Annotated in this window: 25 protein-coding genes, 1 tRNA gene, 1 pseudogene and 1 riboswitch; of the genes and pseudogenes, 20 read left to right on the top strand and 7 right to left on the bottom strand. The window is 52.1% G+C overall.

Translation table 11 applies throughout. The annotated features are described in order from the left end of the window. Window positions 1-211: 211 nt before the first annotated feature. The 3 genes from GYMC10_RS22960 (at window position 212) to GYMC10_RS22950 (ending at window position 2,453) form a co-directional block, all read left to right on the top strand. Window positions 212-1,021 carry an HAD-IIA family hydrolase gene (locus GYMC10_RS22960; protein WP_015736729.1) on the top strand — a complete coding sequence of 270 codons (810 nt, stop codon included), beginning with the start codon at window positions 212-214 and terminating at the stop codon, window positions 1,019-1,021. 70 nt (window positions 1,022-1,091) lie between these two features. Then, window positions 1,092-1,697: a glycerol-3-phosphate responsive antiterminator gene (locus GYMC10_RS22955; protein WP_015736728.1), complete on the top strand. Its 606-nt coding sequence runs from the start codon at window positions 1,092-1,094 to the stop codon at window positions 1,695-1,697. Between the two features lie 42 nt (window positions 1,698-1,739). Continuing rightward, window positions 1,740-2,453 (top strand): MgtC/SapB family protein, encoded by a 714-nt coding sequence (locus tag GYMC10_RS22950; RefSeq protein WP_009593619.1) that lies wholly within the window; start codon window positions 1,740-1,742, stop codon window positions 2,451-2,453. A gap of 125 nt (window positions 2,454-2,578) precedes the next feature. On the opposite strand, the gene GYMC10_RS22945 is transcribed toward GYMC10_RS22950, so the two are convergent. Next, the gene (locus GYMC10_RS22945; RefSeq protein WP_041622039.1) at window positions 2,579-3,262 is read right to left on the bottom strand and encodes a lysoplasmalogenase; all 684 of its coding nucleotides are present in this window, start codon (window positions 3,260-3,262) and stop codon (window positions 2,579-2,581) included. A gap of 277 nt (window positions 3,263-3,539) precedes the next feature. Between GYMC10_RS22945 and GYMC10_RS22940 the strand changes: the two genes are divergently transcribed. From GYMC10_RS22940 to GYMC10_RS22930, 3 genes are all read left to right on the top strand, one after another. Then, the gene (locus tag GYMC10_RS22940) at window positions 3,540-4,520 is read left to right on the top strand and encodes a copper amine oxidase N-terminal domain-containing protein (protein ID WP_015736726.1); all 981 of its coding nucleotides are present in this window, start codon (window positions 3,540-3,542) and stop codon (window positions 4,518-4,520) included. Window positions 4,521-4,654: 134 nt separating this feature from the next. Continuing rightward, a tRNA-Leu gene (locus GYMC10_RS22935) sits at window positions 4,655-4,738 on the top strand. A 185-nt stretch (window positions 4,739-4,923) separates the two neighbouring features. Continuing rightward, window positions 4,924-5,649, top strand: coding sequence for a WD40/YVTN/BNR-like repeat-containing protein (locus GYMC10_RS22930; RefSeq protein WP_235201621.1), 726 nt, complete (start codon window positions 4,924-4,926; stop codon window positions 5,647-5,649). Window positions 5,650-5,749: 100 nt separating this feature from the next. Here the strand turns inward: GYMC10_RS22930 and GYMC10_RS22925 are convergent, their stop codons facing one another. Next, window positions 5,750-5,941 carry a hypothetical protein gene (locus GYMC10_RS22925; RefSeq protein ID WP_036660178.1) on the bottom strand — a complete coding sequence of 64 codons (192 nt, stop codon included), beginning with the start codon at window positions 5,939-5,941 and terminating at the stop codon, window positions 5,750-5,752. 170 nt (window positions 5,942-6,111) lie between these two features. Then, window positions 6,112-6,712, bottom strand: a pseudogene (locus GYMC10_RS22920) (helix-turn-helix domain-containing protein). 288 nt (window positions 6,713-7,000) lie between these two features. Beyond that, window positions 7,001-7,100, top strand: a riboswitch (purine riboswitch). Between the two features lie 75 nt (window positions 7,101-7,175). Between GYMC10_RS22920 and GYMC10_RS22915 the strand changes: the two are divergent. The 5 genes from GYMC10_RS22915 (at window position 7,176) to GYMC10_RS22895 (ending at window position 10,671) form a co-directional block, all read left to right on the top strand. Further along, window positions 7,176-8,606: an NAD(P)/FAD-dependent oxidoreductase gene (locus GYMC10_RS22915; protein WP_015736722.1), complete on the top strand. Its 1,431-nt coding sequence runs from the start codon at window positions 7,176-7,178 to the stop codon at window positions 8,604-8,606. A gap of 202 nt (window positions 8,607-8,808) precedes the next feature. Further along, window positions 8,809-9,096 carry a Dabb family protein gene (locus tag GYMC10_RS22910; RefSeq protein ID WP_015736721.1) on the top strand — a complete coding sequence of 96 codons (288 nt, stop codon included), beginning with the start codon at window positions 8,809-8,811 and terminating at the stop codon, window positions 9,094-9,096. 41 nt (window positions 9,097-9,137) lie between these two features. After that, the gene (locus GYMC10_RS22905; protein WP_009593787.1) at window positions 9,138-9,560 is read left to right on the top strand and encodes a DUF86 domain-containing protein; all 423 of its coding nucleotides are present in this window, start codon (window positions 9,138-9,140) and stop codon (window positions 9,558-9,560) included. Window positions 9,561-9,840: 280 nt separating this feature from the next. Further along, window positions 9,841-10,293: a DUF948 domain-containing protein gene (locus GYMC10_RS22900; protein ID WP_015736720.1), complete on the top strand. Its 453-nt coding sequence runs from the start codon at window positions 9,841-9,843 to the stop codon at window positions 10,291-10,293. Between the two features lie 15 nt (window positions 10,294-10,308). Then, window positions 10,309-10,671, top strand: coding sequence for a YtxH domain-containing protein (locus GYMC10_RS22895; protein ID WP_009593785.1), 363 nt, complete (start codon window positions 10,309-10,311; stop codon window positions 10,669-10,671). 128 nt (window positions 10,672-10,799) lie between these two features. Here the strand turns inward: GYMC10_RS22895 and GYMC10_RS22890 are convergent, their stop codons facing one another. Then, the gene (locus GYMC10_RS22890; protein ID WP_015736719.1) at window positions 10,800-11,897 is read right to left on the bottom strand and encodes a nitric oxide synthase oxygenase; all 1,098 of its coding nucleotides are present in this window, start codon (window positions 11,895-11,897) and stop codon (window positions 10,800-10,802) included. Window positions 11,898-12,128: 231 nt separating this feature from the next. Between GYMC10_RS22890 and racE the strand changes: the two genes are divergently transcribed. The 6 genes from racE (at window position 12,129) to GYMC10_RS22860 (ending at window position 15,898) form a co-directional block, all read left to right on the top strand. Next, window positions 12,129-12,935 (top strand): glutamate racemase, encoded by an 807-nt coding sequence (gene racE, locus GYMC10_RS22885; RefSeq protein WP_009593789.1) that lies wholly within the window; start codon window positions 12,129-12,131, stop codon window positions 12,933-12,935. A gap of 238 nt (window positions 12,936-13,173) precedes the next feature. After that, window positions 13,174-14,376 carry a M14 family metallopeptidase gene (locus GYMC10_RS22880; protein WP_015736718.1) on the top strand — a complete coding sequence of 401 codons (1,203 nt, stop codon included), beginning with the start codon at window positions 13,174-13,176 and terminating at the stop codon, window positions 14,374-14,376. A gap of 194 nt (window positions 14,377-14,570) precedes the next feature. Next, window positions 14,571-14,846, top strand: coding sequence for a hypothetical protein (locus GYMC10_RS22875; RefSeq protein WP_015736717.1), 276 nt, complete (start codon window positions 14,571-14,573; stop codon window positions 14,844-14,846). Between the two features lie 103 nt (window positions 14,847-14,949). Beyond that, complete coding sequence (locus tag GYMC10_RS22870; protein ID WP_009593786.1) at window positions 14,950-15,252, top strand: HesB/IscA family protein; 303 nt, start codon at window positions 14,950-14,952, stop codon at window positions 15,250-15,252. A gap of 30 nt (window positions 15,253-15,282) precedes the next feature. Next, entirely contained in the window at window positions 15,283-15,504 is a 222-nt protein-coding gene (locus GYMC10_RS22865) for a DUF1450 domain-containing protein (protein ID WP_015736716.1), read from the top strand. Window positions 15,505-15,631: 127 nt separating this feature from the next. Further along, window positions 15,632-15,898, top strand: a complete 267-nt coding sequence (locus GYMC10_RS22860; protein ID WP_009593780.1) for a hypothetical protein — start codon at window positions 15,632-15,634, stop codon at window positions 15,896-15,898. Window positions 15,899-16,222: 324 nt separating this feature from the next. Here GYMC10_RS22860 and GYMC10_RS22855 read toward each other — a convergent pair whose 3' ends face one another. Both GYMC10_RS22855 and GYMC10_RS22850 read right to left on the bottom strand, forming a co-directional pair. Then, window positions 16,223-18,208: an LTA synthase family protein gene (locus GYMC10_RS22855; protein ID WP_015736715.1), complete on the bottom strand. Its 1,986-nt coding sequence runs from the start codon at window positions 18,206-18,208 to the stop codon at window positions 16,223-16,225. A 170-nt stretch (window positions 18,209-18,378) separates the two neighbouring features. Next, on the bottom strand, window positions 18,379-19,527 hold the full coding sequence (locus GYMC10_RS22850) for a class I SAM-dependent RNA methyltransferase (protein ID WP_015736714.1): 1,149 nt from the start codon (window positions 19,525-19,527) through the stop codon (window positions 18,379-18,381). A gap of 160 nt (window positions 19,528-19,687) precedes the next feature. Between GYMC10_RS22850 and GYMC10_RS22845 the strand changes: the two genes are divergently transcribed. After that, window positions 19,688-20,323 carry an O-methyltransferase gene (locus GYMC10_RS22845; protein ID WP_015736713.1) on the top strand — a complete coding sequence of 212 codons (636 nt, stop codon included), beginning with the start codon at window positions 19,688-19,690 and terminating at the stop codon, window positions 20,321-20,323. A gap of 93 nt (window positions 20,324-20,416) precedes the next feature. Here GYMC10_RS22845 and GYMC10_RS22840 read toward each other — a convergent pair whose 3' ends face one another. Then, complete coding sequence (locus GYMC10_RS22840) at window positions 20,417-21,628, bottom strand: MFS transporter (protein WP_041622038.1); 1,212 nt, start codon at window positions 21,626-21,628, stop codon at window positions 20,417-20,419. Between the two features lie 237 nt (window positions 21,629-21,865). On the opposite strand from GYMC10_RS22840, the gene hemE reads away from it, so the two are divergent. Together hemE and hemH are read left to right on the top strand one after the other, a co-directional pair. Continuing rightward, window positions 21,866-22,924, top strand: a complete 1,059-nt coding sequence (gene hemE, locus GYMC10_RS22835; RefSeq protein WP_015736711.1) for a uroporphyrinogen decarboxylase — start codon at window positions 21,866-21,868, stop codon at window positions 22,922-22,924. Between the two features lie 35 nt (window positions 22,925-22,959). Continuing rightward, window positions 22,960-23,901, top strand: coding sequence for a ferrochelatase (gene hemH, locus GYMC10_RS22830; protein WP_015736710.1), 942 nt, complete (start codon window positions 22,960-22,962; stop codon window positions 23,899-23,901). The last annotated feature ends 93 nt before the right edge of the window (window positions 23,902-23,994 follow it).

Below are 23,994 nucleotides of genomic sequence, written 5' to 3'. Positions count from 1 at the left end.
ATTTGTCATGAATGAAGGTTTCTTCCATGCAAAGCGCTTCTCATTTTTTTGTATCCGCAAGGAACCGCCGGTCCAGGGACTAAAGGACATGGCGCTGTCATATGTATACCTTACGGACAGGGGCTGGAGATATAACAGAGATATTTGACCAGACCTGTCCCATGACGTTTGCAGCGAAATTACAGATTGAACATGCAGAGGAGAACGAAGTATGGATCATTTTGCAGGGTATATTTTTGATTTGGACGGAACGATTTATCTTGGGGCCGAGGCCATCGACGGTGCCGTGGAGACCATTCATTACTTGCAGGGACTGGATAAGAGGCTGTTGTTTTTGACCAACAAAACGATAGACTCTAGGGAGAATTATTTAAAGAAATTAGCGAAGCTTGGCATTCAGGTTGAATTGAATCATATTCTGAATCCCGCGCTTGTTACGATTCATTATCTTCAGAAGCATCATCCGGACGCAAAAGTGTACGTCATTGGCGAGGATATATTGAAGGATGAGCTCCTGGACAATGGGATACGATTCGCCTCATCCCCGGAGGAAACCGACGTCGTGGTCGTATCGTGGGATCGGGATTTTCACTACCGTCATCTGGATTTTGCATATCAGGCGATCAAGGGGGGCGCTGAGGTTATTGCTACCCACCCGGATCGAACATGTCCGATGCCTGGCGGTGATGTTCCGGATTGCGGCGGCATGATTGGTGCCATCGAAGGCACTGCCGGCATTACCATTACGACGGTCATGGGCAAACCCTCCGTCTTGACGGCATTGACGGCTCTTGATATTTTGGGAGTGAAGGCCGAAGATTGCCTGATGTCGGGGGATCGGCTGGAGACGGATATCAAGATGGGCAATCAGGCGGGAATGAGCACGGCTTTGGTGCTGACCGGGGTGTCGACCAAGGAGGATCTGATGGACAGCAGCGTGAAGCCCACCTATGTGCTGAATTCGGTTCACGATATTTATCTCAGCGGTACTGCCTTGCAGCAGGCAAACGAAGCACAATGACGAGTATCTACAAAAATATGCCGGGGCAACGGGAGAATTGGAGAGGTTGCGGCGGCAACGAGGTGAAGACATGAAAACCAGTGTTGAAGGTGCACAACGAATTTCGTATTGCTTGAAGCGTAAACCCATTATTACTTCATTAATGAATGCGGATGAACTTCCTGCCGTGTTATCGACCGAATCGAACATCGTATTTATTCTCAAGACCGATATTTTTATCATTGAATCGATCGTCGAGGAGATTCGCGAGGCAGGCAAGCTTTCGTTTGTGCATTTTGATCTGATTGAAGGGATCGGCAAAGATAAGACGGGAGTTAAGTACTTGGCTGAGAAGGTTGGCATCGACGGGATTGTCACGACAAAAAACACGGCGATTGTGGAAGCAAAGAAGCTGGGCTTGTTAACGGTTCAGCGTCTGTTCGTATTTGACTCCGTCTCCCTGGACAACGGGATCAAGATGATTAAGGCCTCCAATCCCGATGCCATTGAAGTGCTCCCGGGCATGGTGTGCCAGCGGATTATGGAACGTATTCGCGCAGAGGTGGACGTGCCTGTCATTGCAGGGGGGCTCATGATCGATTTGGAGGATTTTGATACGGCTCTAAAGAGCGGTGTAATCGGCATATCCACCTCCAGCAAAGAGTTATGGCGCTGGCAGGATGAACATATGGCATAACGAAGAGCCGCCTTACAAGATGAAGATGGGTGGAGATTAGGAATGGATGTGTTTCAACTGGATACGGAGACCATGCTGATGCGGCTGCTGTTCGCTGCATTGCTCGGTGGTTTGATCGGTTGGGAGCGGGAACGCCGGAATAAGCAGGCCGGGTTAAAAACCCATCTCTTGGTAGCCGTCGGATCGACGCTGATTATGCTGACTTCCATCTACGGGTTTGATTCTGCACTGATCAATCATCCCAATGCGAGGTTTGATCCTGCCCGGCTGGCAGCACAAGTTGTAAGCGGTATCGGTTTTCTTGGTGCCGGAGCCATATTGCGTCGTTCCAATCATATCATTTCAGGTCTGACCACGGCCGCCACTTTATGGGTGGCAGCGGCTATCGGTTTAAGCGTGGGCTCCGGTTTTTACTGGCCTGCGATCATCACGACAGCGATCGTTCTGGTCAGCACGCTGGTGCTGAATAAATTGGAATCGAGGTTTCTCTTTATCAAAAAGTCCGGCAGCTTAAAGATTATCATCGAGGCGGGTGACCGTCCGGTACATGTGAGCACAATTACGGAATTGCTGCAAAAGGCCAATATGACGGTGGAAGGCATGATCGTGAACAATGACACGACGGAAGACGATTCGACCAAGGTCACAATGGAATTCCGGGTATACTCGTTTAACAGCAAGGGAATTAACGGATTGTTCGAGCAGTTGTGGCAGGTAGAGGGGATTAAGCAGGTTCGCATGAACTGGCGTGATTAAGGACTCGGCGTTGCTTCGTTGCTTGATAGGGGAGTTATGGACCGACATATCATGGAACATGAAGCGGTGAAATGTCCTGTAAAAGCTGAGCCCGGGGGAACCCGGACTCGGCTTTTTTTGGTTTTCTAATGGATGGCGGAAGCATTGAGTGACGAGTCGCCCCTGTTCCGCGCTTTCGTCCAGTTAAAAGCCGAGATGCTTCTGGCTATCAGAAACTGGGCTGCATAATACGTGGTCATGATCCATACGTTCGAATAAAGGATATCGGAAACAAACATGTTCCAGGACAGGATCGAGTCCGAGATGACAAAGAGCAGACTTCCAAGCATGGCTAACCGGTTTCCGGTCATGACGGAGGTCCAGAGCATGGTCGAGATGACCGCAATATAAGCGATGACGGGAAATATCAAAGCCTGCTCCCCATTTGAGTTGAGAGAGGTCACCAATTGAATGCCCATCCAGACCGAATAGGCCGCAATCGGAACAATGCTGAGGAGGCGGGGAAGCGAATATCGCCATTTTCCCAGAAAGCCGGCCGTATAGAACAGGTGACCGATCAGAAAAAAGGTAAGGCCGACGACAAACCAGATCAGCGTACCGTCACCGATCATGCAGAAGAACAGTCCCGATAACAGAAGATAGTGAACTTTCGTGGCACGGGGCGGGAATTGCCGATATGCAAACAGGATGATGAGCCACATGGGGATGAGCTTGAACAGCAGTTTGATTAGCAAGGGCTCGGAAGGAATGAAGAAAATGTAAAGCAGACTCATGATCAGGATAAACAACGGCAGCGCATATCGTTTCAAATCAATTCCCCCCGTAAGAAATGTAATCTCATGCTTAGACAATTCTTCCTCAGCGCCCCAATTCCTCTTTCCTGATTCTCGACGTAAAGGGGATGTTGAGTGAATATAATGGGGGGTTAGCCATAGCGGACCTGGAGCGTGAGGGGAGGGCATATCCAGTGGCCTGTACGGAGTAACCGGCAGCAATTGCTTTAGGGATGGGTCTATGGGTAATAGATGTTTTATAATGAAATGGAGAAAGGATTAGTGAACTGAGCTGAAGGAGGGAGAGTTCGTGATGAAGAAACGTCAAGCAGTGAAAAAGCTGCTGGCCGGTTTCATGGCGGCAGCGATTGGGATCGCCGTTTTCCAGTTCGGAGGAGAAGAAGTTTGGGCTTCGGGCACATCTTCAGACCAACCTATTGAAGTTAGGGTGAATGGCGGCAAATTGCTGCTGGATTCGCCAGCTTTTATTCATCAAGGGAGGGTGATGGTGCCATTCCGCGGCATTTCGGCAGCAATGGGTGCCGAAGTGCGTTGGAATCAAGCCGATCGGACGGCGGTCGTGAGAAATGGCAAACATACAACGAGTTATACCGTTGGGCATACCCGTGCCATGAAAGACGGCAAGGTCGTGACCTTGGATGCTCCGCCTCTTCTCAGGGAGGGACGGGTTTACATCCCGCTCCGTTTCTCGGCTGAAGGGCTTGGAGGCAAGGTTGCCTGGGATAACAAGGCAAAAGAAGTTATGATTTATCCGCTGCTCACGCCGAAAGAGGCAGAAGCCGCCCTATCCAAAATCAGTGCTGAAGCGATCGCATTATTGAAAAACAAGGATTTTGAGAAGCTGGCCGAACTCGCTCATCCAGACGGAATCACCTTCTCTCCGTATGCTTACGTCGACCGGCAGAAGGACGTAACGCTCAGCAAGCAGCAGCTGCGGCAGGGATTGAACAACGACGCCGTTTACCGATGGGGTGAGTTTGACGGCAGCGGAGAACCGATTTCGATGACTTTTGATGACTATTACAAGAAATTCATTTATTCGCTGGACTTTGCGAAGGCGCCGTGGATCGGATACAACCAATCGAAGAGCGAAGGAAATACGGTGAACAATGCCAGCAGCCAGTACAGAGAGGCCGGCATCGTGGAGTATTATTATGATGGAGTTGATCCTGATTATGCGGGCATGGACTGGGAAAGCCTGCGGCTAGTGTTTGAGCGGTATGAGGATCGTTGGGTATTGTCCGGCATCATACATGATCAATGGACGATCTGAGACTGGCCTGATTAGTCGAAACCATGATGAAATGATGGTTTCGACATTTTTTTTGAAAAAATGCTTGCTTTTTAGCTTGGGGCGTAATATACTCTTAATTACGGTGATCAACACGATCACGACTTACATAATATGCGGTCGTGGCGGAATTGGCAGACGCGCACGGTTCAGGTCCGTGTGGGCTTACCCCCGTGGAGGTTCGAGTCCTCTCGACCGCATCTATGAAGCAAAGCTGTTTTTCAAGTGGAATTCGACTTGAAAAACAGCTTTTTTCGTTCCTCTTCATGTGGAAATCGCGTTATACTGAATAGGAGGTACCGTTCCGTATGAGGGTGATGGAATGGGACGAATAGCGTAAATAGCCGTTACGGTTGGTATTTTAGAACATAAGGGGTGTGATCGCATGATAAAACCTCGAAACAGGATGGGCTTTATGCTGATGATGTTGATCGCAGTCAGCGTAGCTGTCGGATGCCAGTCATCGGATAAAGGGAATGGGGCCGGGCCTTTGCCGACTGAAGCATCGGCGAATTCCCCCAAGGGAGATATTCCTCAGGCAGCGCCGCCTTCCGGCACGGATGAAACCTCAGGCCATACGGATGGCAGCGCAGGAAACGGTTCCGCAGCAGACACGCAAGAAGATCCAGCGGCCGAACCCGATGTGGATTTATCGGATGTGACGGCAGTCCGGCTCGTTAATCATAACTCAGGCTGGATCGGCGGAGAAGGCTGGATTGCTTTTAGTGATGACGGAGGCACGGAATGGGAGGTTCAAGCTCAGCCGAAGGGCACAGTACGCCAAATCTTTGCGCTGAACGGAAAGCAGGCCTGGACCGTGATGGAGAATAACGATCTGTACCGTACGACGGATGGCGGAGAAACATGGAACCGGATAGGAAGCACGCCGAATGCCGGCTTTCTCCATTTTATCTCGCCCGAAACGGGATTCAGCGGTCAAGCCAAAACCGAGGACGGAGGCAAGACCTGGAGCATTCAGGATATGCCGGATACGACCACCCGAGGCCATGACCAAAGAGCCGCCACTGACGGAGTCGTTCAACATTTCAAAAACGATGGCGTTAAGCCTGGGAAATTGTACGTTATAAACGAGACGAAGACCCATAACTAATCATAACAAAGCAGACCGGAAAATTACCGGCCTGCTTTTTTTGAGCTTATGCCTAAATGTTCATCAAGAATCAGGCAGAACGACGAGCCTCGCATGGTTTTTAAGGGAGCTCTTTGAATATTCTTCGGGAGCCTGCCCAAATACCGGCTGCAATTCCGAAAAAACCGAAGAGGGATACCAGGGCCATCAGATTGTAGGAGTGCCATCCGAGCAGGAATCCGATGCCGCTTCCCATGGTCGTTCCAGCCAGCAATCCCAGTGAAGCGCCAATTTCCTTCTGACGCAGCTTCATTCGTCAGTCACCTCATTCCTGGATGCTTTCGTATGCCCGATGTTACTTGTATTCCCTGAAAACCTCAAACTATGCCATGACACAAAATAAGCCCGGCTTGGCCGAATGGAGTCCGGCAAGCAGAGCATTTGTGTCAGATCATAAGTATGGTTATTGGTTTAACGGTAGTTTTATCGGGACTCTTGCTTCAGTGCGCAATCTGCGAATAACACAGACTTAGGGATTCGAAAGAACTGTTCCGCTTTCTCCTGGAATGCTGCTGAAGGTACGGTGCCTTGGTGCAGCCATTTGCGGAACGTGCCGGGATGCACGCCGATCCAGCGGCTGACATCGCTCACCGACAAATCATGAACCATGCACAGGCCTGTCAGAATCCGATTGCTGACCGGAGAGCGTGTCAAGGTGCGTTTCATGAATCGGGAAAGGCGCTGGCTGACAGATCAAGGGCGACTTGTCCAGCAATTCTTCTCTGAAGAGAATGTGGCGGGGATAACCCAAGTAGTCGCAGGCTTTCTCCAGGTTGTTTTTTCCGGGAACGCGTCCCTCATATACCCAGGCGCTGACGCTACGGGAGGATACTCCCAGTTCCTCGGCCAATTGCGACAATTTGATATCGTTGGCCATAAGTACGGCTAGCAGGACGCGGTTACGAATTTGGCAGCGGGTCGGCCGACGAAAGCGCTTGACTCGCACGCCTTTCCCCAAATATTTACGATTGATCAGGGACCACGCCTCAATGGAGTGTTTTTCTTGCTGCAGTTGTGTAGGCATAATTCCTCCGATTTTTTTTAACACAATACTACAATATTCGACACTAGCTTTTCAATAGCCAATCACTAAACATTTGTTTCCATTTCGTTGTTACATGATTTATGGAGCCGGCGCGGTGGTTCGATAGACCTAAAATGTGTATTTGGTCTTGTTGGAATATTGTTCGTATTTTTATAAAAATTAACGAGAATTCCCCTGAATAAATCGAAATTTATCTCAAAAGACGAACAATTTCAAATATTCGTATTGACTCATTCGTAATTACGTTTTATATTAACTATGGTTGTTGAAGAGAAAAATAGGCTTATTCGTATATCCCTGAAAATAAGGTTCAGGGGTTTCTACAAGGGACCTTAAATTCCTGACTACGAATAGGGTGCGCAAGCATACCTATTCGGAGCAGGATTTTTTTGTGCCTGAAATCGGTGTGCGCAAACGACAGTCAAACACACAGGGGGATATGATGAGCAAATATGATGTTATCGTTGTTGGTGCCGGTCCTGCGGGAATTTTTGCATGTTATGAGCTGACATTGAAATCACCGGGCAGCAGGGTGCTGCTGGTTGACAAGGGACATGATATTTACCGGAGAAGCTGTCCGATTCTGGAGGAGAAGATTAAGCTGTGTCCTCCGGCGGTAGGCCGGAAGGAATTCGCCGGTTGCCTGCCGGCCTGCTCGATTACGGCCGGATTTGGTGGAGCCGGGGCATACAGTGACGGCAAATTCAACATAACCACAGAGTTTGGCGGCTGGATGACCGATTATTTGCCCGGATCCAAAGTCATGGAGCTCATTCAATATGTGGATGCCATCAACCTGGAGCATGGGGCGACGCCTGCCATTACAGATCCGACGACCCATGCGATCCGCGATATTGAACAGCGAGGATACGCAGCAGGCCTTAAGCTGCTTCGCGCACAGGTAAGGCATCTTGGAACCGAGCAGAATTTGGAAATCCTGAAGTCGATTTATGAATATTTAAAGACAAGGATTGATATGGCATTCCGGGCGGAGGTCGAGGACATCGTCACCGTCAAGGAGGACGGCACCCACCGCGTCACCGGCATCGCGATGAAGGGCGGAGAGGTCCATGAGGCGAATCTGGTGATGGTTGCCCCCGGCCGCGACGGGTCTGCCTGGTTGACCGGCATTCTTAAAGAACGCAGATTGAAAATGCATAATAACCAAGTGGATGTCGGCGTGCGCGTCGAAACCTCGGATGTGGTCATGCGTGAAATCAACGAGCATTTGTATGAAGGCAAATTCATCTTCAACACTTCGGTCGGGACCCGCGTGCGGACATTCTGCAGTAATCCTTCCGGCCATGTCGTGGTGGAAAACCACAGCGGCGTCATGGCCGCTAACGGCCATTCCTACAAGGATCCGGCATTGGGCTCGGCCAATACGAACTTTGCGCTGCTGGTATCCCATAAGTTTACGGAGCCGTTTGATAAGCCTAACGAATACGCGCGCGAAATATGCAAGCGGGCGAATGATCTGTCCAGCGGCGGGGTCATCGTGCAGAAATTCGGCGACGTGCTTCGCGGCCGGAGATCCACCGAGGGCAGAATCCGCGAAGGGTTTCTTGAGCCGACGCTGAAGGAAGCCGTTCCAGGCGATCTTGGCTTGGTGCTGCCTTACAACACGATGAAAAGTCTGATCGAGATGGTTGAAGCGCTTGATCAAGTCACGCCGGGGATCGCGTCGGAGCACACGTTGTTCTACGGCGTCGAGGCCAAGTTTTACTCCGCAAGGCCGAAGCTGTCGGATTCCTTCGAGACGGAGATCAAGGGGCTGTATTGCGGCGGGGATGGCGCCGGAATTACCCGAGGGCTTGCTCAGGCAGGAGCCGCCGGGGTCTGGATTGCCCGGAACATGCTGAACCATATTTAGCGCATAAATCCAAATCGCTGGCATTTTAATAGGATGTTCATTCAGGAGCACGTTCTGGCACCGTCAGTTGGTGCTCCTGTTTGGTTATATCTGGCGAGCCTTGAATGTTCCTCATGTTCGTGGGAGCGATTTCTTTTTCCGGTCGAACGGGGTATGATAGATACGAGAGATTACATATATGCTAGAGATGGAGGAACGGACGATGATTAAACATATTGTTTTTTTCAAATTGAAGGATCCAACCGCAGAGAATATTGAGAAAACCGTGCAGGTGCTGCGCGACATGGACGGGAAAATTCCGATGCTGAGATCCCTTGAAGCGGGTGCCGATGTGATCCGCTCCGAGCGCTCTTATGATTTGGCTTTGATCGTTGAAGTGGACAATCTTGAAGATTTGCAGGCTTATGCCGTTCACCCCGTACACCAGGAAGTGATCCAATACATCAATACGGTGAAAGATCATACGCTTAGCGTTGATTTTGAAGTGTAGGCGTAGATAGACTTACAACAACAGGCTGGAGGAGATTTGCGGTGTATTATGTGAATCAAGAGCAAATTGAACGGCGGCTGAACGCAATTCCGGACATTGCGGAAGGTTTGCGGGCCGCGGCGCAATCGTGGGACGGAGGCCTGGTGCTGGGCCTGGTTCAGGAGCGTGCGCTTCATCTGGCGATCGAGGTCGTCACGGATGTGGGCAGCTACCTGATCGACGGATTTATTATGCGGGATGCCAGCAGTTACGAAGATATCATGGATATCAATCATGAGGAAAAGGTGTTTCCGCAAGAGGTTCATAAGGTTCTGATGGAGCTGGTTCGTTTACGGAAGCCGCTCGTACAGGACTACTATGATTGGGACCGGCAGGCGTTGCATTCTTTAACGCCCGTGCTGCCCGATGTGCTGGAGCAGTTTGCGGGAAACGTTCGCGAATATTTAAAGAACGAACTGTACTGATGGCTGCTTAGCTTAGCTTGAATGATATCTCCCATGCCCGCATGGGCTCGCTCATCTATATGACTCATGGAAGAACAGACCTTCAGGGAAATCCTCTGACCGGTCTGTTTTTTGTTGAATTCGTACCGTTGCCGGCATGTTCCTTGAGCGGGCGGGGATATTCGTTGTTCTCTGGCCGCAATAAAAAGATCGCCGATGTTGTGTCAAGACAAGCCCATCCTGCTTATAATGCATCAAGCGACTAGGCATTCGCCCGGTCGGACGAAAGGAGGAGTTCCCGATGACAGAATGGAGTGCGCTGGCCGCTGCCGCCGGCATCGTGCTGATCGCGGTTGCCGCGGTGGTCATGATGCTGTCGATTAGAAAGCTGATGCGGCGGGCTGAGACCCTGCTGGGCCGGCTTGAAGAAGACAGCGCCAGATTGGCACAGGAGGCTTCGCAAGTGCTTGAGCAGGCTTCCGTCTCTTTGGAGATGATACAGCGTCAGCTGGCAGCCGGCGAAGCTTTTGCCGCTTCCATGTCCAGTGCAGCGACAGCCGTAGCCAAGACGGCCGATGCGGTTCATGCTGTGGGGAAAAAAGCTTCCATAACGGCCATTGAGCATCTGGAACGTGCTCGCCTCGATAATGAACGGCAGATCGGGGAGATGTTCCGTTGGGTGGATGCCGGGATGACGCTCTGGCATTCCTGGAACAAATATGCCTCCAAGTCCGGCGAAGGGCAAGCCAAATAGAAGGAGAGATGGGATATGAAAGAGAAGAGCAAAGGACTCCTCTGGGGAGTATTGATCGGCAGTGTTGCAGGTTCTGTTACCGCACTTCTTCTGGCTCCGAAATCCGGCAAAGAGCTTCGGGATGACATTGCTGACGGCGCACGCGGAATCGGTGCCAAGGTGCAGGAGGCAGCGGAGAAGGTAGGAGAGCAGGGCGTTAATCTGATCGGCATCATGACGGATCGTGCCGAGAATGTCATCTCCGACATTCAGTCCTGGCGGAACCGGCAGGAGAGCTGGCTGGCAGAAGAGGAAATCGCACAGGTGTCCTCGTTTGATGAGGATTTTGAAGAAGAGGCGTATGTGCCCTCTGTTTCGGAAGAGAAGATCAACGATTAAAACCAGGATCATCAGTCTTCAGCACATCGATTACGGGAATATGGATCACGCCAAAATACATGAAAAGCCGGGGCGGCGCCAAACGCCCCGGCTTTGCTGCGTTTAGTGTTTAGCATGGTCAGGCGGGATTATTGTTCCTTGTTCCTATAATGGAAATTCGGCGAACGCATGTCATTATGATAGGATGCATGAAAAATATGCGTGGTGGCCGGCGAAACCGGAGGAATCAGCCAGCTCCATTCTCCGGTAAGCTCGCGCCCGGCCTGCGCTTCACGCCGTTCGAACAGACCGAACTGGGCTGCAGCCGAGTGATGGTCCACGATGCTGACGCCCGCCTTTTTGTAGGAATAAAGCACGGCCACATTGAGTTCGACCAGTGCACGATCCCTCCACAAGGTGGCTTCGCTTGAAGTCTCCAGTCCCATCAGCTTGGCGATGAGCGGAAGCTTGTTGTAACGGGCCTCGTCTGCGAGGTTGCGGGCACCGATTTCGGTTCCCATATACCATCCGTTGAACGGAGCGGCCGTATACGTAACGCCCCCGATCTCAAGCAGCATGTCCGAGATGAGAGGCACCCCGTACCATTTTAACCCTTCCTCTTTAAGCTCCGGAAGATCAGGATGCTCCAGGCAGACCTCCAGCACGGAGGATTTCGGTATCGGCAGCCACTCGGGCGGCTCATTCCCCTGCTGCACCACCAGCGGCAGCACATCATGGGCGGTCAAGTCACCCTGCCAACCCATCTCCATGCATTCCTTCGTGAAGGCGATCGAAGCCGGGTCGCCAATCGTGCCGTCGGGCGTTTCGTAACCCGCATACCGAATCAATTGATGGTTTTTGATCATTAGGGGAGCTTCCCCGGGACGCGCAGCTCTGAAAATGGTAATCGTAGGTATGATCTTTCCGCCATTGGTGGCACTCTCGATATGGTGGAGAAGCGCCGAAAAGATGTCGGAGGTCTCCGTTAAGTGTCTGGCATCAATGACCTTCAGACGATCCCAAAACAGTCTCCCGATACAGCGGTTGCTGTTTCGCCAGGCCATTTTGGCCCCGTGCGTCAGTTCCTCTAGCGTATGTTCATATGTACCTGTCCGCTCGATCTGTGAGCGGATGTCGCTGATCCGGGACTGCACTTCTTCCCCGGTCCGGTTTAACTCTGCATAACAGAGCCCGATAAACTGCTCCGCAGCCTGAAAAAGGCCGGTGCGATGTATGCTGTCATTCACGTGAGATTCTCCTTTTCTATACGCGCGCTTACTATAGTATAAACTACCTAAGCTCCGCATCTGGAGCAAGAGTCCTACAATTGCTTGAACATTGTATCCAAGGTTTTTCACAACGGCGCCCTTGTTGAAGATAGGGGGGAATTGGGGTAAGATTTAAGGTACATTTCGATCCGAAATGACATATGGTATCACTGTAAACCATGAATTTGACAAGAAGGAAGCGGTGGGTTCGTGCAGCAAGCAATCGCAATACTAGACTCGGGTGTGGGCGGGCTGACTGTCGCCAAAGAAGTGATGAGACAGCTCCCGAGAGAGAAGATTATTTATTTCGGAGATACAGCCCGCGCACCCTACGGACCCCGTACACCGGAAGAAGTCCGTTTATTTACGGAGCAAATCGTAGATTATTTAATTCAATATGATCCCAAAATGATCGTTATCGCCTGTAATACGGCAACGGCGGCGGCGCTTGATTATATTTCGTCCAAAGTGCCTGTGCCTGTCATCGGTGTCATTCATCCAGGGGCACGAGCCGCCATAAGCGCAACGAAGACCGGACACGTCGGCGTGATCGGTACGGTCGGAACCATTGGCAGCGGAGCGTATACAGCGGCTCTGAAACAGCTGTCGCCATATATCGGGGTAGAGAGTCAAGCCTGCCCCGAGCTGGTACCGCTCGTCGAACACGGATTGTTCCGGTCCAAGGATTCCCTGCAGGTGGTGGAGCGATCGCTACGAGGCATCAAGGATACCTCCATTGATTGCCTGATCCTGGGTTGTACCCACTATCCGTTTCTCATGAATACGATTCAAACCGTCATGGGGCCGAATGTGAAGCTGATCAGCTCCGCCGATGAGACGGCACGCGAAGTCAGCACGATTCTGTACGATAAAGGCCAACTCGCGAGCAGCATGGAAGGGCCGGTGCATCAATTTTTCTGTACAGGAGATCCGGAGATTTTTCAGAGCATTGCAACCGAATGGCTTGGTGAGCATATCAAGCGGACGCCAGTGGTATGGCAGATTACGAAGCTATAATTCACGGTTCATACTTTAAAGCTTATTAGAATGATTACGAATACGAGAATGCGAGGCAGGCAGGACAAGGGATGAGGCCCTTTCCTGCCTTTCTTTGGTTTCACGATCGCCTTCATACGATAGGAAGGGGCTTGGCGCCGTTTTCGATCAGCTGCATCATTCATGTCGGACAAGCGGCTGCTCATATACATGGATTGGACACTAATTGAAGCGGCTTAGCCGCGGAAAGGAATCCATTATGCAGCAATATGTCGTACAGAAAGGCGATACACTAAGACGCGTGGCTGCCAGACATGGTCTGGCGTATGAACAGCTGATTACGGCAAATCCATGGGCCGCCCAGCAGCCGTATCTCCAGCAGGGACAAATGCTCTATCTTCCTGCATCGCTGCGCCGGCGGTATGTCATTCAGGAGCATGATACGTTTGATCGTATTGCCAGTGCGTTCCGGTTTCGCAAGGAAGCCTTGGAAGAATTGAATCCCGGTTTATCGGCCAATCAGCTGCCCCGGGGAAAAACGATCGTTCTGCCGGGCCCGACGCAAAAGCATTTGATACGGTTATCCGGCGAGTATGGACCGGGGGATCTGGAGCGCGATATCCAAGAGATGCAGCTGCATTACCCTGCCATCGAGTGGAGCGTCATCGGACGGAGCGTGCTCGGCAAACCCATATATGCGGCCAAAATCGGCAAAGGCCCGAAGAATCTTCACATGAATGCGGCGCTGCATGCCAATGAATGGATCACCACTCCTTGTCTGATGCGATTCATGGAGGAGTACGGCAGAGCGTTGGTCCAAGATTCAACGGTTTATCATCAGGAACCGACGGCCTGGTACCAGGACTATACGCTGTGGGTTGTCCCGATGGCAAACCCGGACGGGGTAGAGCTCGTACAAGAAGGAATCACACCTTCTCAACCATATTATGAACGTCTGCTGGAATGGAATGGCGGTCGCGAGGACTTTCGCCGATGGAAGGCGAATATCAACGGCGTGGATTTGGGGGACCAATTCCCGGCGCATTGGAACGAGGAAGTTGCTCGCAGGGGCAAAACGCGTCCTTCTCCGCAGGATTATGCGGGGGCTAAGCCGCTGAGCGAGCCGGAAGCCGAGACCGTCTATCAGCATACCCTGTCGATCTCTCCGGAACGAGCCGTTTCCCTTCACAGCCAAGGCAGGGAAATTTATTGGAATTACAGGGACTACGAACCTCCGGAAAGCGAGAACATGGCCAGAATAATGGGTCAGGCGGGCGGTTACAGGCCGGTGAAGCTTCAGGGGAGCGATGCAGGCTACAAGGATTGGTTCATTCAGCATTTCAGGAGACCGGGCTTTACGGTGGAGATCGGTTATGGGATTAATCCGCTGCCGCTTGAGGATTTCGAGGACCTGTGCGTCGAGGTGGGATCGATCCTGTCGGCGTTCATGTCTTTGGAATAACCTGATAATGAAACGAGAAGCATTCCTAAACGTATACAAAGATAGAAGAATCGGCCGCTGCTTGTCATGGATCAAGGCAGTGGCCTCTTTTCGCCCTCTGATTGATTGCGGGCCGCATAGGAATGGCCGGGATTTCTTAGAGATTCAGGAATTGGGTAATATATATTCATGCAATTGGAATGGAGGTATACACCATGAAGTGGAGAAGATTATGGTCGCTTCGGCGCTGGTCGCACGTATTCCAGCGGATATTCGGGTACTTGGCCTCTTCCCGGGTTGCTTTAGGGGACAAGCTGTTATTCCTGGTTCCGGTTGCGCTGTACTGGGTACTGCCGGATTTCATGCCTTTCCTGCCGATCGATGATATCGGAGTCACGATGCTGCTGATGAACTGGTTCGTATCCCGCGTCGAACGGAAATATCCGGGTTTGCTCGGTGAGAATCAAGGCACGGTCAAGCGCGCAAGGTAAGCGGCCTTCGGGCAGCGGCAATACGGATAGAACCCTTGCGAAAAAGTCGGCAGGGGTCTACAATAACATATTGAATGAAACATCCGTGAGGAGATGAATATACGTGAAATGTAAAATTACCCGCAATGCGGCCAAAGTGATAAAGCGAGAGCTGGACAAGGAAGAAAACAAGGACAAGAAACTTCGCGTGCTGGTTACCCATGCGCATGGCGATCATGCCCACTATGGACTGGATCTGGACACACCTAAGGAAAGCGATGTCGTCGTATCGACGGATAAAGAGATCGACGTCATTTTGGAGGCTGGACAACCTTTTCTGGACGGCGTCAAAATCGACTATCTTTATTTTCCCGAGGAAGGCTTTGTCATTACGAATCCATCCCAAGGGAATCACGGCGACCACTAGGATACTTCAGAACAAAGAAGGTAATGAATAATGGCTAATGATATTCGCGTCTGCGAGAAATGCAGGCATACGAAATTGAAGACAATCATCCCGAAGATTCAGAAAATGGTGCCGGATGCCGACATTAAGATCGGCTGCAAATCCTATTGCGGTCCTTGCGGCAAACGCGCATTCATTTATATCAACGGCCGTTATGTCAGCGCACCTACAGAGGATGAAGTGCTGGCGAAGGCGCTGCCGTTTGTGAAGTAACCAACGGGCTGTTCGGGCCCCCAAATGAAGATTCATGGATTTCCCATTTCTACGGGTATAGTTCCTGGCTCAGCCATCCATGCTAAGAGGGCAACAGGAACAATGACTTTAGAAGGGAGCATCCGTCATGAACAGTCACGATTCCAGTCTTCACTCCAACAGTCCAAGCAACAGCGCGTTAGATTCCGTGGAGAAACTGCACCGGGCCGTATCCTCGGCCATGTCCCATCCGACGGAACAGTTAATTCAGCAAGCGGAGAATTCGTTATCCCATACAGAGCAAGCGGTCGCTCAGGTGATTGAGCAGGGGAACCGAAACGCCGTGGAATTGGCGGAAGAGTTGTTAGGTGAAGAGAAGGAACGCCTGTCCAAGCTTCGTTCGGCTAAAAAGTAAATCATCCTGTGCAAGCCCGTTCCAGAGCTTTCAAGCTTTGAACGGGCTTTTTGGCCAACTTATATGAAGCTGGGGCGGCCATCCTAGAAGAAGCTCAGGTGATATGTGGTGAAGCGTTTGCCAAGATAGGGAAACCGACTCGAGTCAGTGTCCTATTGGGCAGGGGGAAGAAGCAGGCGGCAAGAATAAGGGTCTTCTTGTAAGGGGACATGGTCTTATCGAAAATCGCATTAAAAAACAGGCTGATCATCATGATCAGCCTGTTTTTTTGGTTAAGTGGGGCGCCTGGGTCCTTAGGTCGAACCTAAATCCGAAGCTGTTCTGTTACTCCGTTTCACCCTTGCCCTGTGCTTTAAATAACTTCAAAAGATCGTACGTGATGACTTGGTCCGAGATTTGCAGCTGCTTCCGGGTTTCGTCGTACCCGTCACGGCAGGCCTGGATATCGGTTGGCTGACGCGTTGTCAGATCATAACAGGTTCCACCTTCCAGCCCGGCCGTTTCAGAAGGCAGGTAGAACACCTTCTCTTCGGAAAAAGCGCCGCTGCGCAGCGGAATCAGACGCGGCTTATCATCAAACAGATGGCCCCCGATCCAGTAATACGGCGCTTCCGATACGCCGAGAAGATGAAGGATGCTCGGCGTCACGTTCATCATGCCGGCGGCCTCGGGATATACTCCGGCATTCCCGCCGTCAGGCAGGCGAATGAGCAGGGGGACCTGGTTCATGATCTGTTCCATGTCGAGTGCGTTCAGATCCCGTCCAAGAAACTTCTCATAGTCCGATATTTCCTTGATCGAATTATCGTGATCGCCGTAGATGAGCAGTATGGTATTATCCCACAGCCCTTGCTGCTTCATCTGCTCCTCGAACTGGCCGAAGGCTTCGTCCACATAATGGATCGACTGCAGATAATCCCCGAACATCGTGCCTTCAAACTCTCCAGTATCCAGCTTGCGGGCATCCTTCGGGACATAATACGGATGATGGCTCGTTAACGTAATCAGGAAGGAATAGAAGGGCTGCTCGATGCCTTTCATACGATCCAGCGATTGCGCGAAGAATGCTTTGTCGCTCAGCGACCATCCGAGCACATCGTTCATTTCATAATCCTTCTTGCTGTAAAAACGGTCATAGTTCATTTCCCGATACATCGTCGTCCGGTTCCAGAAGCTGCTGTCATAGGCATGGAACACGTTTGCTGCATAACCCTGCTCCTTCAGAATCTCCGGAAGAGTATCGTACTCGCGGTCGGCATATCGCGTAAACACGGAACCCGTGGGCAGGGGAAGCAGGGAGCTGTGCGTGACAAAGTCCGCATCGGACGTTCGTCCTTGCCCGGTTTGATGGTAGAAATTGCTGAAATACATGCTGTCCTTCATCAAACGGTTGAAGTTGGGGGTAATTTCCTGCCCCCCAATCGACTGGCCAATGACAAAATTCATGAAGGCCTCCGTCTGGATCATGATGACGTTGCTGCCTTTATACTTGCCGAACAAAGCCCCGGTTCCGGATGCTTTCCCATGCTTGGCATCAAACCATGCCTTGACCTGGTTGACCTCTTCCTCTGCCAGCTTCGGCTGGCCGATGAGATGATCCCGGCCGTAACGGTACAGATCATATCCGTGAAAACCGATCAGTCCCGTCACGTTATATAGCGTAATATTCCACCAATTGCCTTCAAAGAGGCCGACAGCCCAAGTATCGGACGCTTTCTTGATGGGAACGAAAGTCATCACCATGCCAAGGAAGAAGACGAGCGCACCAGCTGCCAACCGGCCAAACACCCGTTTCCTCCGATGCCGCTGAAATTCACCCGGGAACCCGTACGTTTGGAAGGTCGTTCTCCGTTTGCGGAACACCATCACGGCCGTAAACGGGACGATGACAACCCAATCGATAAAAAAGAACAGGTCGACGCCGTGTATAAGGGAACGGATGCTGTCTCCGAGCGAGCCGACTTGCCCGGCTTGCATGAGCACCGGCACCGTTATGAAATCATCGAAGTACCGGTAATAGATTAAATCGGCGTACAGGATCCCCGTCCATACCAGATTCAGTAGGGTTAATGAAGCAAGCCGGCCTCTTGCCGGGAGCCATAAGGTCCAGAAGGAGATCAGCAGGAGCGAGCCGACGGCGATCACATAGTCGGCCCGGTCCAGCTTCATGTTGGCAATATGAAGCTGATGATCCAGCATGATCAGCTTGTACATCATGAGGATAAGGAATAACAGATAGGCGGTGTACCGGTAATGCAGTCCTCTGGAGACCCGGCTGCGGATATCGATCCATGACGGCGATGAGAGCACGAGGTTATCCTCCTTTATCTAAAACTGTAACATTCTCGAAACGTTGTCTGATTTCTATGCAAGAACGTCGATAGACGCTTTTCTAATTATAGCTTGGCCCGGCATGAATTCAAACGGCGATGCAGCCAAAAAAGCCGCCCGAAGGCGGCGGTTCAAGCGGCGTCATGACGTTATTCCGCCGATTTGTTGCGCGGTGGCAAGGGCCCCAGATATTGATAATACTGGCACTCGATCCGGCCGTTGAACAGCTTGCGGCGCTTGTCCGCCTTGCGGCCGAAGTAATGCTCGAATTGCTTGGTCGGGCTGATCGCGAAGAAGGACCAGGTCGGAAGCGAATGCATGACGGAGCCGAATTGGCGGATCAAACGTTCAACTTCCTCTTTCTCGCTTAACCGTTCGCCATAAGGCGGATTAGTGATCATACAGCCGAATTCGCCATCAGGAATGGCTTTGGCCGCTGGAAGGACCCTGAAGTCGATTTCGCCGGCAAGGCCCGCGCTTTTGGCAGCGGCTTTGGCTACTTCGATGGCTTTCGGGTCGATATCGCTTCCTGCGATATGGAGCGGAATATCGTCCTTTACCGCATCAAACGCCTCCTCGCGCGCATCCTCCCACAGGCTGTCTCCAATGATATCCCAGTGCTCGGACGGGAACGAACGGCGCAGGCCAGGCGCAATGTTCCAGGCCATCATGGCGGCTTCAATCAGGATCGTGCCCGAACCGCAGCACGGGTCATACAGCGGGCGATGCGGGCCCCAGCGGCTTAACTGCAGCAGGGCGGAAGCCATCGTTTCTTTCAGCGGAGCTTCCGTCACCAGCTTGCGGTAACCTCGTTTATGCAGGGCTGGCCCTGTCGTATCCAGCGTCAGGATGGCTCGATCCTTCAAGAGAGATATCTCGACTACATAACGGGGACCGTTCTCGGGGAACCATTCCGTGCGGTGCGAGAGCTTCAGCTTCTCCACGATAGCTTTTTTCACGATGCCCTGACAGGCGGGAACGCTGCTAAGCTGCGATTTATGGGAACGTCCTTCCACGGGGAATTCGCCATCCGCCGGAATCCATTCCTCCCACGGCAGCGCTTTGGTTCCTTCAAAGAGCTCGTCGAAGGTAAGGGCCGTAAATTCCCCCATCTTGACGAGGATTCGGTCCGACGTCCGGAGCCATAGATTGCAGCGGCAAATATCGATCAGGTCACCCGAAAAGGTAACTCTTCCATTCTCTACTTCCATGTCGGCATACCCGAGCTCTTTCAACTCGCGGGCAACGACGGCTTCCAGCCCCATCGGGGCCGTCGCGATCAATTGTAATCGAGGCATTAACGATGTCAACTCCATTTAACATGTGTACGGCGAGAGTCGCCGCCGGTTCAATCTATATAGTATAGGCGATTGCATTGGCTAAGACAATTATCATATGATAGTTCTCGTTAGGTTTAACGGAGTCAAGGCATGTTATTAGAAAAAGGAGGCAGCTTCATTGCTTACGACCCCTGATGATTATGTTAACCAATTATACCCTGAAGATGAAGAGCTTCAGCTTGTAATAGAAGCCATCCGCGAGCACGGGATGCCGGAGGTTTCGGTGGCACCGGCATACGGCCGGCTGCTGACCATGCTGGTACAGACTGCCGGCGCAAAGAATATTCTCGAAATCGGCGCCCTTGGCGGATATAGCGGCATCTGTTTGTGCCGCGGACTTGCAGCCGACGGCAAGCTCACGTCCTTAGAGCTGAAGGAAGAATACGCGGCACTCGCAGGACGTCATCTGGAGAAGGCCGGATTCAAGGATCAGGTGGAGTACCGCATCGGTCCGGCGGCGGATAGTCTGGAGGTTTTGAAGCAGGAAGGGCGGACATTCGATTTTTTCTTTATTGATGCGGATAAGGAGAACTATCCTCTGTACTTGGAATATGCCATGGAGCTTGCCAATCCCGGTGCCCTCATTGCCGGAGACAACTGCTTTTTGCGGGGCCGGACGCTGAACTCGGAGAAGAACGGTCCTTCGGTTCAGGCCGTCCGCCGTTTTAATGAAATCATCGCGACGGACGAGAGGCTGATCAGCACGCTGCTGCCCGCCTATGACGGGCTGATCCTTGCGCGCGTGAAGGGATGAAACAGATAACACAAAGGGGCTGTCCTCGGGTCGGTTAGACCACGGGACAGCCCCTTTTTGGATAAGACGGTTGCTGTTATTCTGCTGGCAGGCTCAACGGTATTTGGGCGAAGGCTTATGCGAGAACAGTTTCCGTCTCACCCATAACATATTGATGATCAGCAGACAGCCGGATGTAATGAACAATCCTTCGATTCCGATGAATCCGGATAAGAATCCGCCGATCACCGCGCCCAGCATGTTGCCAAGCGCAAGCGAGCTTGTGTTGAAGCCGAAGGAGCGGCTTTCCATGCCGTCCGGCGTGTAGGAGCGAATCAGCGCGTTGACGCTTGGCAGCAGCCCGCCCATGAACACGCCCATCATGAACCGCACGATGATCAGCTGCCACACGGATTGCACGAAGGCTTGCGGGATCAACGTAAGTCCCGTACCGATCAAGGCGTACGTCAGTATGCGGTGCGCGCCGACCTTGTCGCTGAGCTTGCCGAGAATCGGGGAGGCGATCATGTTCGACAGCCCCGTGACCGCCACGACGAATCCGGCCCATATCGCGATATCCACCGCGGATCCATGAAGCTTCTGAACATACAGCGGGAGCAGTGCCATAGGGCTGATCATCGCGAATTGAAGCAGAAACGTGACGGCGAATAACGCCGGCAGCTGCGGAATGTGGCTCAGCTCCTTGAGCCCGGCGATAACCGATGGCTGCGGCGCCTTGGCCGCCCGCTCGCGGTTGAAGTTTTCCTTGACGAGGAACAAGGCGAGCAGCGAGGCCGTAAAGATTAACCCGCCTGTAATATAGAAAATCGGCCGGAAGCCGACCCAGCTGGCCATGAGTCCGCCGATCAACGGACCGAGTATGGTGCCGGCGACTTGTCCGGATTGCATGATGCCCATCGCAAACCCCATCCGATTCTTGGGCGTCGTGCCCGATACGAGCGATATCGCCGCAGGGTTAAATCCCGATATGGTACCGTTCAGCAGCCGAAGAGCCAGCAGATGCCACGGATGGGTGGCAAAGCCCATGCATGCGATGACAAGCGCCATGCCGAAGCCCGAGCGCAGCAGCATGATTTTGCGTCCGTACTTATCGGCGACTTTTCCCCAGATCGGCTGAAAAATAAACGAGGTCAGGAAGTTGGCCGCAAAGATCAATCCGGCCCATACGCCTATCTCCCGGTCTCCTACGACATTCAGGTCCTGCGCCAAATACAATGTCAGGAACGGGGTGATCATGGTCATTCCGGAGTTGACCAAGAACTGCCCGAACCAAAGCACAATGAGATTGATTTTCCAATTGGTCAATGTGCTCTTCACTTCCTTTCTAAGCTGTCGGGTCCGGCGCGAACCGGACGTATGTGGAATTACCCTAAAAAAGCCGTTCTTCCAGTATAACATATTTAAAAAGTGCCAAAAGCCAACAATGTCATAAGATTGTCATGCGATTTTCATAGGATGTCCATGTAAGACGGTTGTTACTTACTTTTAAAAAGGGCATAATGTTCTTTAGGAAACTTTATACACATTGATGGGGGCCTAATCATGACCTATAACGATCAATTCATCCGCGCTTGCCGCAAGCAGGAAGTGGACCACGTTCCTGTATGGTACATGCGACAAGCGGGACGCTACGACCCGGAGTATCGAAAGATTAAAGAAAAGTACTCCCTTCTGGAAATATGCAGTCAACCCGAGCTGGCGGCAGAAGTGACCTTGATGCCGGTACGGAAGCTCGGCGTGGACGCGGCTATTTTATATTCCGATATAATGAATCCCGTTGCCTCGATCGGGGTAGACTTCGATATTGTGAAAAATATCGGTCCCGTAATCGACAATCCGATCCGATCCGCAGCGGATGTAGAGAAGCTTCGCCCGATCGACGTGGAAGGTGATCTCGGCCATGTCTTGGAGACGATTCGCATTCTGGACAAGGAGCTCGACGTTCCGCTCATTACGTTTGCCGGTGCTCCGTTCACGATTGCCAGTTATCTCATCGAAGGCAGACCTTCCAAAAATTATCTTCGCACGAAAGAGCTTATGTACAGCGAGCCGAAGGTATGGTTTTCGCTGATGGACAAGCTCGGCGACATGGTGATCGCTTATTTGCGCGCCCACGTGGCTAACGGCGGGAAAGCGTTTCAATTGTTCGACAGCTGGGTGGGAGCTTTGTCTCCAAAGGATTTCCAAACGTTTGTCCTTCCAACCATTCAGCGTATCTTTGCCGAGCTTCAGGACCTAAGTGTTCCGAAGATCTATTTCCCGGGGGTAAGCTCAGGAGAGCTGCTGCCTACGCTTACGGATCTCAGCACGGATGTCATCGGTCTCGACTGGCGAGTGTCCATTACGGAGGGACGCCGCCGCTTGGAGCATAAATATGCCGTTCAGGGCAATTTGGATCCGACGGTTCTGACCGGGCCTATGCCGGTCATTCAGCAGTATGCCAAAGAAATTATCGATCAGGGGATTCAGGAGCCGGGCTTTGTGTTTAATCTAGGACACGGTTTATTCCCGGAGGCTTCCCTTGAGAAGCTGCGTGAGCTGACATCGTATATTCACGAATACTCCGCTCAAGCACTGCAGGCAGGAGCACAACGCTCTTAAACGTTGAATATTTTATTAGCCAGAGGTGAGATGGTATGAAGAATAAGATTGGCGTATTGGTCATGTCCTACGGCACGCCGGAGAGCATGGAAGGAATCGAAAGTTATTATACGCATATCCGCCGCGGAAATAAGCCGTCGGAAGAGCAGCTCAAGGAGCTGACGGACCGCTATGAGGCGATTGTGGGAGGCGTGTTTCCGCTCCGCGAGAACACGGACCGGCAGGTCCGCACGCTGCAGGATACATTAAATGCGGATCCCCGGGCCATCGATCTTGAGTTTGTGTGTTATCAAGGCTTGAAGCACGCGGCTCCGTATATTGAAGACGGCGTGGAGCAAATGGTCCGGGACGGCATCAAGGAAGCCGTCGGCATCGTGCTGGCTCCCCATTACTCCACCATGAGCATCGGATCCTACGTGAAGCGTGCGCAGGCGAAAGCCGATGAGCTGGGACTTCAGGTTTCGTTCGTGGAGAGCTATCACATGCATCCGAAACTGATCGAGGCTTTTGCAGACCGGGTGTCGGCGAAGCTGAACCAGTTCGAGCAAGCGGGGGCTGTCCGGGACAGCGTGAGGGTGCTGTTCAGTGCCCACAGCCTTCCGGAACGCATCTTGTCCGTCGGAGATCCTTATCAGGATCAGCTGCTTGAGACATCCAAGGCCGTAGCCGAGAAGGCAGGCGTGAAGCAGTGGCAGTTTACGTGGCAAAGCGCCGGCCGGACGGCGGAGCCTTGGCTGGGCCCGGACATTCTGGATACGCTGCAGACGCTGAACAAAGAAGAACAGGTGGAGGACGTGCTGGTCGCGCCGGTCGGTTTCGTATCGGATCATCTTGAGGTGCTTTACGATTTGGATATCGAAGCCAAAAGCATTGCCAAGGAGATGGATATGCGGCTTGAGCGCATCGACTCCTTGAACAGCGACCCGCTCTATATGGAGGCGCTCAGCGACTCCGTGATCACCTTGATTGGACTGTAAGCCGTTATTACTCGAATTTCGAATTTCTCAACAGAATGCTTTGATATGGAACTCCCCGGCGACGGGGGGTTCTATTCTTTATGGGGAAGCTGG

This window comes from Paenibacillus sp. Y412MC10 (assembly GCF_000024685.1).
Classification (GTDB): Bacteria; Bacillota; Bacilli; order Paenibacillales; family Paenibacillaceae; genus Paenibacillus_AQ; species Paenibacillus_AQ lautus_A.
The sequence above is the reverse complement of the archived record's forward strand: the minus strand, read 5'-3'. Positions and strand labels throughout refer to the sequence as shown.

Excerpts from the sequence above, each read along its gene's own strand:
- GYMC10_RS22960 (WP_015736729.1), top strand. The coding sequence starts at position 212 with ATGGATCATTTTGCAGGGTATATTTTTGATTTGGACGGAACGATTTAT.
- GYMC10_RS22955 (WP_015736728.1), top strand. The coding sequence starts at position 1,092 with ATGAAAACCAGTGTTGAAGGTGCACAACGAATTTCGTATTGCTTGAAG.
- GYMC10_RS22950 (WP_009593619.1), top strand. The coding sequence starts at position 1,740 with ATGGATGTGTTTCAACTGGATACGGAGACCATGCTGATGCGGCTGCTG.
- GYMC10_RS22940 (WP_015736726.1), top strand. The coding sequence starts at position 3,540 with ATGAAGAAACGTCAAGCAGTGAAAAAGCTGCTGGCCGGTTTCATGGCG.
- GYMC10_RS22930 (WP_235201621.1), top strand. The coding sequence starts at position 4,924 with ATGATAAAACCTCGAAACAGGATGGGCTTTATGCTGATGATGTTGATC.
- GYMC10_RS22925 (WP_036660178.1), bottom strand. The coding sequence starts at position 5,941 with ATGAAGCTGCGTCAGAAGGAAATTGGCGCTTCACTGGGATTGCTGGCT.
- GYMC10_RS22915 (WP_015736722.1), top strand. The coding sequence starts at position 7,176 with ATGAGCAAATATGATGTTATCGTTGTTGGTGCCGGTCCTGCGGGAATT.
- GYMC10_RS22910 (WP_015736721.1), top strand. The coding sequence starts at position 8,809 with ATGATTAAACATATTGTTTTTTTCAAATTGAAGGATCCAACCGCAGAG.
- GYMC10_RS22900 (WP_015736720.1), top strand. The coding sequence starts at position 9,841 with ATGACAGAATGGAGTGCGCTGGCCGCTGCCGCCGGCATCGTGCTGATC.
- GYMC10_RS22895 (WP_009593785.1), top strand. The coding sequence starts at position 10,309 with ATGAAAGAGAAGAGCAAAGGACTCCTCTGGGGAGTATTGATCGGCAGT.
- GYMC10_RS22880 (WP_015736718.1), top strand. The coding sequence starts at position 13,174 with ATGCAGCAATATGTCGTACAGAAAGGCGATACACTAAGACGCGTGGCT.
- GYMC10_RS22875 (WP_015736717.1), top strand. The coding sequence starts at position 14,571 with ATGAAGTGGAGAAGATTATGGTCGCTTCGGCGCTGGTCGCACGTATTC.
- GYMC10_RS22865 (WP_015736716.1), top strand. The coding sequence starts at position 15,283 with ATGGCTAATGATATTCGCGTCTGCGAGAAATGCAGGCATACGAAATTG.
- GYMC10_RS22860 (WP_009593780.1), top strand. The coding sequence starts at position 15,632 with ATGAACAGTCACGATTCCAGTCTTCACTCCAACAGTCCAAGCAACAGC.
- GYMC10_RS22850 (WP_015736714.1), bottom strand. The coding sequence starts at position 19,527 with ATGCCTCGATTACAATTGATCGCGACGGCCCCGATGGGGCTGGAAGCC.
- hemE (WP_015736711.1), top strand. The coding sequence starts at position 21,866 with ATGACCTATAACGATCAATTCATCCGCGCTTGCCGCAAGCAGGAAGTG.
- hemH (WP_015736710.1), top strand. The coding sequence starts at position 22,960 with ATGAAGAATAAGATTGGCGTATTGGTCATGTCCTACGGCACGCCGGAG.